The following is a 7,630-nucleotide window of genomic DNA, read 5'->3' on the forward strand; positions in this document are numbered from 1 at the left end:
CCGGCCCTGTGCGAACAGCAGGGCCGCGCGGCGGGCGAGTGGTTCCACGGCGTCCCACGGACGCCCCGCCGCAAGGCTCCGGCCGGCCGCCACGTCGAACAACCGCTCGGCGCGCGCCTCCTCGCCCTCCCCCAGGGCCAGCCCGGCCAGCATCATCTCGGCGCCGGCGACGAGATCCTGGAGTCCGTCCACCTGGTCCGTACGGTCGATGAAGCCGGCCAGCTCCCGTGCCAGTTCGCCGTCCGTACGGTCCGTCCCGTCGGCCTCCTTGCCACGGAGGTGGGCCTCGATCCGGATCCGGGTGAAGTCGACGGTGGCGACCCGGCGCGCCCTCGACTCGTCGGACGCGTCCAGGGCCCGCGCGGACGCGGCCGCCGCGGCCAGCAGCGCGCGTGCCTCCTCGGATCCGGCCCCGAACTGGACCGCCGAGGTGGCCCCGTACAGCTCGGCGAGGACGGCCCGTCCCGGCTGCCCGCTCGTCCGGTAGGCGTCCAGGGTCTCCGCGAACAGCGCGCGGGCGCGTGGGTCACCGGCCCGCGACGCGTGCAGGGCGCGCCGTTCCAGCAGGTCGGCGGCGAGCCGGGGATCGGGCTCCGCGCCCGTGGTGTCGATCCGGTGCGCGACGCGGTCCCACAGAAGGGCCGCGCCCGGGTGTCCCTGCGCCCTGGAGGCCCGTGCCCGCCCGACCAGCTCGGCCAGCTCGGCCAGCTCGGCCAACTCCAAGGCCTCGGCCGGCTCCAAGCCCTCGGCCGACTCGTCGACCCCGGCCGCGCCGACCGCACCGGCCACGCCCGCCCGTACGGAAGGACCGTCCGCCGCCTCACCCCCTCGCGGACGCGGCGCCGCCCCCGACACCGGCAACAAGGGACTGCGCACCCCGAGCGGCAGCGCGTCCGTCAACGGCCGCCGCGTCAGGCGCTCCGCCAGCCGCCCCGAGACATGACCCGAGCCGTTACGGACGTCGAACCGCCTGACGATCGCCGACACCTGCCCGTACAACAGGTCCGCCAGCTCGGACACCGTACGGCCGACCCCCTCGTACGGGACGGCCGGGCGGTCGCCGTGCCCGAGGTCGGTCAGCCGGCTCAGCAGGACGAGGATCCCGCCGTTGAACTCCAGCTGGGCGTCGGCGTCGGCGAGCGGTCCCAGGTGCGCGGTGTGCTCGGAGAGGATCTCCAGACCGCGCGACTCGTTGCCGGTCAGGGCGCAGAACTCGATGTGCTCACCGACAGCGCGGAGAAGACTCTCGTTGCCCCGCGCCATGCGGTATCCCCGCAGGTGGTGGGAGCGGGCCTCGTCGGCGCGCCCCAGCCGGACCAGCGGCAGCAGGGAGTGGGCGAGCGCCCGGTGGGGCTCCTCCATGCACGTCTTCCGCCCGGCCAGGACGGGCTCCCAGACCTCGACCGCCCTGGCGTCGTCCTCCCGGTCCACCCAGTAGCGTCCCTGGTTGCTGAGCTCGCAGGCGTGGCAGTCGCTCATCCGGTCGCGTTCGGCGGCTGCCCAGGCGCTCATGGCCCGGTCCGCGCGTCCGGTGTCGCCGAGGGAGTCGGCGAGGATGAACTCCGCCTGCCGTACGGCCCGTTCGCTGTGGCCCGCCAGCCGGTAGCGGCGCTCCATCTCGGTGAGCCAGCGCTCGACCGCGTCGAGCGGGATCTCGGGCGACTCGACGATGTTCCCCGTGACCCATTTGAAGCGCCAGTACAGGCCGTGCACCTCGTGGCCGGCGAAAACCGACGGGTCGCGGTCGTACTCCTGGAGGAGGCGTGCGAAGGGCACCATCATCTTCGTGCGCTCGGCGCTGTATTCGTACGCGTCGATGAGCGCGGTCAGCGCCCGGCGGAACAGCGGCCGGTCGCCCGACGCCTCGGCCGCCGCCGACAGCGCCTCGGCGTGCGCGATGCGCGCGGCGCCGTGCGGGGCGGACGCGTTCTCGGCGAGGCCGCGCTCGATCTCGCCGGGGGTCAGCGCGGTCACTTCGGGTCCTCCTCGGAGGCGGCCTGAGGGGCGGTGGCCTGCGGGGTGCCGGGGTGGGTCGCCCATTCGAGGAGCCCGAGGAAGGCGCGGTTGAGCAACGTGGTGTCGTGGGGGCGCAGCGGGCGCTGTGACATCAACAGGGCCTGTCCGTAGAGGGACTCGACGGCGAGGCCGGTCAGCTCGGTGTCGGGCAGGGCAGCGATGCGCCGGATCAGCGGGTTGTTGTGGTTGAGGACGAGCCGCGCGCGCGGCGCCGCGCCCCGCAGCGCCCCGAGGATGTCGCCCCAGAGCGCGTCGGCGCCTTCCTGGGCGGTCGCCCGGTCCCGTTCGTGCCGGGCCTGACGGTCGTCGAGGAACAGCGCGGGCACCGTGACCGGCTGGAACGCGCGCAGCGCGACGTCGCAGCCCAGCGGCGAGAGCCGCGCGCGGGCGGTCGCGAGGAACGAGGCGAGGGCCAGCTCGGCCGTGGTCCCGACCACGTCGAGGCGGTCCGTGACCGCCCCCGCGTCCAGTTCCGTGACCCGGATGCCCGGCCGGACCGCGGGCAGCAGGGCGAGCAGGTCGGCGTCGTACGTGTATCCGGCGTTGACGACACCCAGGCCGTGCGCCGCCGCGATGGGCGCGATCTGGCGGAACTCCTCGACGGTCCTGGTGAAGTGGACCTCGCCGTGCGCGGCGGCGAACTCGTCCAGGCTCACCTGCCCGTCGCTGGTCTCGAACGGCAGCCAGGGCAGCATCAGGTCGAGCAGCTCGGCGTCGTGCCGGGCGAGGGACTTCACCCCGAGGTGATGGACGCTCAGGAAGGCGGCGAGCCGTTCCGGTTCGCCCGCGGCGAGGCCGGTGAGCCAGTCGCGGATCCGCGCGCCGAGCGCGTCCCTGACGGCGGCGAGGGTCTCGTCGTCGTACAGGTTCTCCCGGGAGGCGGTGGGCCGCAGCGTGTCGGTGTCCAGGACCACGCGGACGAAGAACGCCCACTCCGGGAGCAGGTTGTCCGCGTGGTCCGTGAGCAGCATGCCCTTGAGATACACGCGATGGCCCGCCCGGTGGGCGGGGCTGGTCGCCTCCGGCAGGACGTACGCCACTCCGCGCACCCCCGCGACGGGCAGGTCCAGGTCGATGGTGTCGAGCGGCGAGAACCCGAACACGCGCGCGCAGTGCCCGGCGAGGGCGACCCGGCGCGCGCCCGGCGTGGGATGGGGGCGGTCCCAGACGGCGGGGCGGTCGGTGACCGGGCGCTCGTTGCCCGCGTCGTCGGCGAAGGTGATGTCGTACGGCAGCAAGGAGCCGAAATCGCGGGCCAGTTCCTCGACGCGCGCGGGGGCCGTCCACTCCTCCGCGCCGGGGCGCGGTTCCAGATGGACGGTCGTGCCGGGCTCGGGACGGGCCTCGTCGGGCAGGACACGGACGGTGTACGAACCGTCGTCGCTGGCGAGCCACTCGACCGGCGGGGCGTCGGGCGTACGCGCGGAACGCGTGACGACCCGGATCTGCCGCGCGACCACGAAGCAGGCGAGCAGGCCGATGCCGAACTGGCCGAGGAACTCGCGGCGGGCGCTCTCCAGGCCGTGCTCACCGCCGCGCTTGGAGCTGCGGCCGATGGTGGCGAGCAGGGTGTGCACCTCGTCGGCGGTCAGGCCGATGCCGCTGTCCTCGATGGAGACCTGGCCACCGTGGGCGGCGAGCCGGATCCGGACGACGGCGGCGGGGTCGTGGGCACGGCGTGCGGTGACGGCGTCCACCGCGTTCTGGAGCAGTTCGCGTACGTAGACCCGCGGGCTGGAGTACAGGTGGTGGGAGAGCAGATCGACCAGACCACGCAGGTCGACCTGAAAGGTGTTGACGGCGGGATCAGGGATTCCGGCCCGTGCTGTGGGCGTCATGGGGCAGCACCTCGCGTGCTCGCATACGGGAGTTGACGATCGCGAGGTCCCCCCTCACAGATCGCGAAGCAAGAACCAGCCTAGGGCCGACCACTGACAATCCCGGTGGAATTTCCCCGCCCCACAGCACACCCGGCGTCCGCCCCACAGCACACCCGGCGTCCCGCCCCGCAGCCCGCCCGACGCGCCCCGCCAGGGCCGCCCCCGGCGCGGCGCGCGGCACTCACATGTGCGCCCCTCCGCACGCCCGTGCACCTTCGTACGTGAGAATGGCCCGGTGACCTCCACTGACGACTCCCCGCTCCCCGCCCGGCCCCGGCTGATCGCCACCGATCTCGACGGCACCCTGCTGCACGACGAGAAGACCGTCTCGGACCGTACGATCGCCGCGCTGGCCGCCGCCGAGCAGGCCGGCATCGAGGTCTTCTTCGTCACGGGCCGGCCCGCCCGGTGGATGGACGTCGTACGGGAGTACGTCCACGGCCACGGCCTGGCGATCTGCGCGAACGGCGCGGCCGTCGTCGACCTGCGCGCCGGCGGAGAGCTGCTCCGCGTCCGCCCGCTGGACCGCGCGACCGCCCTCGACGTCGTACGGGCCCTGCGCGACGCGGCGCCCGGCACGACCTTCGCGATCGAGCTGAGCACCGGCATCCACTACGAACCGGACTATCCGGCCTTCCACCTGGACCCGGGCGCGAGTGTCGCCGCCGCCGAGAAGCTCCTGCACGAGGACGAGCAGGGCTCGGCCGCCCCCGTACTGAAGGTGCTCGCCCACCACCCCGACCTGACCCCGGACGGCTTCCTGACGGCGGCCAGGACGGCCGCGGGCGGCCTCGCGTCCTTCACCCGCTCCAGCCCGACCGCGCTGCTGGAGATCAGCGGCCTGGGCGTGAGCAAGGCGAGCACCCTCGCGCTGTGCTGCGCCGAACGCGGCATCTCCTCGGACGAGGTCGTCGCGTTCGGGGACATGCCGAACGACCTGGAGATGCTGACCTGGGCCGGGACGTCGTACGCCATGGGCAACGCCCACCCCGACGTGCTGGCCGCCGCCTCGGGACGCACCCTCACCAACAACGAGGACGGCGTCGCGGTGGTCATCGAACAGATCCTCGCCCGCCTCTGACAGGGCCGCCGACGGAGCCCACGACGGAGGCGTGAGGGGAGATTCCACGGCCACCGAACGGCCCGCCTCCTAAAGAGGCGCCTCCCACACCACCGTCGTACCGCCGCCGCCCTCCCCCAGACCCGCCACGCACCTGCTCGATCCGCCCAGCGACTCCGCCCGCCGCTGGAGATTGCGCAACCCGCTGCGCCGGCCGCCCTCGGGCAACCCCACCCCGTCGTCCGCCACCGACAGCCGGACCGCCTCATGACCGTCGGGCAGCCGGACGGTGGCGTCGACGACCACCTCGATCCGGGTGGCGTGCGCGTGCCGGAAGGCGTTGGAGAGGGCTTCGCGCAGCGCGGCGATCAGGTTCTTCCCGGTGAGTTCGCCGACCCGGCCGTCGACCGGTCCGACAAAGCGGTGGGACGGCTGGAACCCCAGGGGCACGGCCGCCGTCTTGATCTCGCGCAGGACCCGGGTCCGCAGCCCCGACGGCGCCTCCGCCGGGCCCCGCTGCAACGCGAAGATGGCGGTACGGATCTCCTGGATGGTCACGTCCAGCTCGTCCACGGCCCGGCCGATGCCCTGGTGCGCCTCCTGGGCGACCGGGCCGCGCTGGGCGCTCTCCAGCATCATCCCGGTGGCGAAGAGCCGCTGGATGACCAGGTCGTGCAGGTCGCGGGCGATCCGGTCCCTGTCTTCCAGGACGGCCAGCCGCTCCCGGTCGCGCTGCGCGTCGGCCATCATCAGCGCCAGGGCCGCCTGCGAGGCGAACTGGGTGGCGAGGATGCGTTCGGTCTCGGTGAAGCGGCGCGCGCCGCGCGGACGCGGGGTGACCAGGGCGCCCAGCACTCGCCCCCCGCTGTGGAGCGGCAGCAGCATGCACGGGCCGTACCCCTGCGCCATGTCGGTGATCATGCGCGGGTCGGTGGTGGAGTCGTCCACGAAGACGGACTCGCCGGCCAGCAGGGACCGTACGACCGGGCTCTCGGGGGGAGCGGTCATGCCGAGCCTGGAGGACGGGTGGTGGCGGTCGGAGGAGATCGCGACGATCTCCAGCCCGTCGCCCGGCGTGGGCAGCATGACGACGCCGGCCGCCGAGTCGGCGAGGCTGCGGGCCTGTTCCGCGACCACCGCGAGGGCGTCGGCCCCGCCGTTGGAGAGCAGCGCCGTGGTGACGGCGACGGAGCCGTCGATCCACCGCTCGCGCTGCCTGGCCGCCTCGTACAGCCGCGCGTGGCCGATGGCGATCCCCGCCTCCGTGGCGAGCACCCGCAGGACGTGCAGATCCTGGTCGTCGAACGCGGCCGCCGCGTCCTCGCCCGCCTCCGCCTCCCCCACGCCGGAACCGGAACCGGTATCGGTATCGGTATCGGTATCGGAACCTTCCGCGTCCTTGTCCTTGGACGCACGCTTCTCGGCGAGATACAGGTTCCCGAACAGCGCGCCGTGCACCCGGATCGGCACCCCGATGAACGTGCGCGTCGGCGGCCCCTCCCGCCCCTCACCGTCATCGCCGGGACCCGTCTCGTGCTCGCCGAGTCTCACCGGCCCCGACTGCTGGATCAGCGCGCCCAGCAGGCCCCTGAGCCCGTCGGGCCTGCCTCCGACCAGCCGTACCTCCTCCGCGCCGACCCCGTAGGTCACGAAGTCGGAGAGACCGTCGCCGGACTCGTCGACCACACCGATAGCCGCGTAACGGGCGTCCGCGAGGTGGGCCGCCGTCTCACAGATCCGGTCGAGCGTGGAGTGCAGTTCGAGCCCCGTCCCGACCGACCGCATGGCCTCCAGCAGCTGCGGCACCCGTGCCGTGAGCTCGGTGGACAGGCCCTGGAGGCTGCGCGCCGCACGGGTGGCGGCCTCCAGGTGTTCCGTCGACTCGGGCACTGTCATGCCCTTGAGCGTAGTAAGTCCTATTTGATGGGGAAAGTCGGCGACCCTGACACAGGCAAGGTCGGCGGTCCCGATACGGGCAGCAGATCACCGGCCCGCTCCCGCTCCAGCATCCGCCGCAGCGGCCCGTCCTCGGCGATCAGCCGGTCGTACCGCCCCCGCTGTACGGTCCTGCCCTCGTCGAGCACGATCACCTCGTCGACCGCGTCGAGACCGCGCAGCCGGTGGGTGATCAGCAGCGTCGTCCGCCCCTCCGTCACCTCCAGCAGGTCGGCGGTCAGCGCGTCCGCGGTCGCCAGGTCCAGATGTTCGGCCGGCTCGTCCAGGACCAGCACGGGGAAGTCGGCGAGCAGCGCCCGGGCGAGTGCCAGGCGCTGGCGCTGGCCCCCGGACAGCCGGGCGCCGTGCTCGCCGACCAGCGTGTCCAGCCCCCCGGGCAGCGAATCGGCCCACTCCAGCAGCCGCGCCCCGCGCAGGGCGTCACGCAGCTCGCCGTCGGTCGCGTCGGGGCGGGCGAGTCTCAGGTTCTCCCGTACGGAACTGTCGAAGAGGTACGCGTCCTGGGCGCACAGCCCCACGAACCGCCGGACCGTGTCGCCGTCGAGCGTGGCGGTGTCCGTGCCGCCGAGCAGGCAGCTGCCCTCGCGCGCGTCCAGGAAGCGCAGGAGCACCTGGGCGAGCGTGGTCTTCCCGGCACCCGACGGGCCGACCACGGCGACCCGCCGGCCCGGGGTCAGGGTCAGGTCGAAGCCGGTGAGCGCGTCGCGGCGCTGCCCCG

Annotated in this window: 4 protein-coding genes and 1 pseudogene; 1 reads left to right on the forward strand and 4 read right to left on the reverse strand. The window is 73.7% G+C overall.

The window, feature by feature from the left end; translation table 11 throughout:
• A pseudogene (locus tag GT042_RS14780) lies at nt 1–1,974 on the reverse strand (tetratricopeptide repeat protein); the annotation flags it as partial.
• Complete coding sequence (locus GT042_RS14785; protein WP_161309175.1) at nt 1,971–3,854, reverse strand: HSP90 family protein; 1,884 nt, start codon at nt 3,852–3,854, stop codon at nt 1,971–1,973. The gene GT042_RS14785 and the pseudogene GT042_RS14780, both read right to left, overlap by 4 nt.
• 277 nt (nt 3,855–4,131) lie before the next feature.
• On the opposite strand from GT042_RS14785, the gene GT042_RS14790 reads away from it, so the two are divergent.
• Entirely contained in the window at nt 4,132–4,977 is an 846-nt protein-coding gene (locus tag GT042_RS14790; protein WP_161309176.1) for a Cof-type HAD-IIB family hydrolase, read from the forward strand.
• A 69-nt stretch (nt 4,978–5,046) separates the two neighbouring features.
• Here GT042_RS14790 and GT042_RS14795 read toward each other — a convergent pair whose 3' ends face one another.
• Both GT042_RS14795 and GT042_RS14800 read right to left on the reverse strand, forming a co-directional pair.
• A complete protein-coding gene (locus GT042_RS14795; protein ID WP_161309177.1) occupies nt 5,047–6,852 on the reverse strand; it encodes a GAF domain-containing protein in 1,806 nt (601 codons plus the stop codon).
• Nucleotides 6,853–6,872: 20 nt separating this feature from the next.
• Nucleotides 6,873–7,630, reverse strand: a 758-nt coding sequence (locus GT042_RS14800; RefSeq protein WP_161309178.1) for an ATP-binding cassette domain-containing protein, incomplete at its 5' end; no start/stop codon positions are given.

Origin of the sequence: Streptomyces sp. SID3212, assembly GCF_009865405.1 — a bacterium.
Classification (GTDB): domain Bacteria; phylum Actinomycetota; class Actinomycetes; order Streptomycetales; family Streptomycetaceae; genus Streptomyces.

What these genes read in the sequence shown, in the direction of transcription:
- GT042_RS14785 (WP_161309175.1), bottom strand. Translation starts at nt 3,854, where the DNA reads ATGACGCCCACAGCACGGGCCGGAATCCCTGATCCCGCCGTCAACACC.
- GT042_RS14795 (WP_161309177.1), bottom strand. Translation starts at nt 6,852, where the DNA reads ATGACAGTGCCCGAGTCGACGGAACACCTGGAGGCCGCCACCCGTGCG.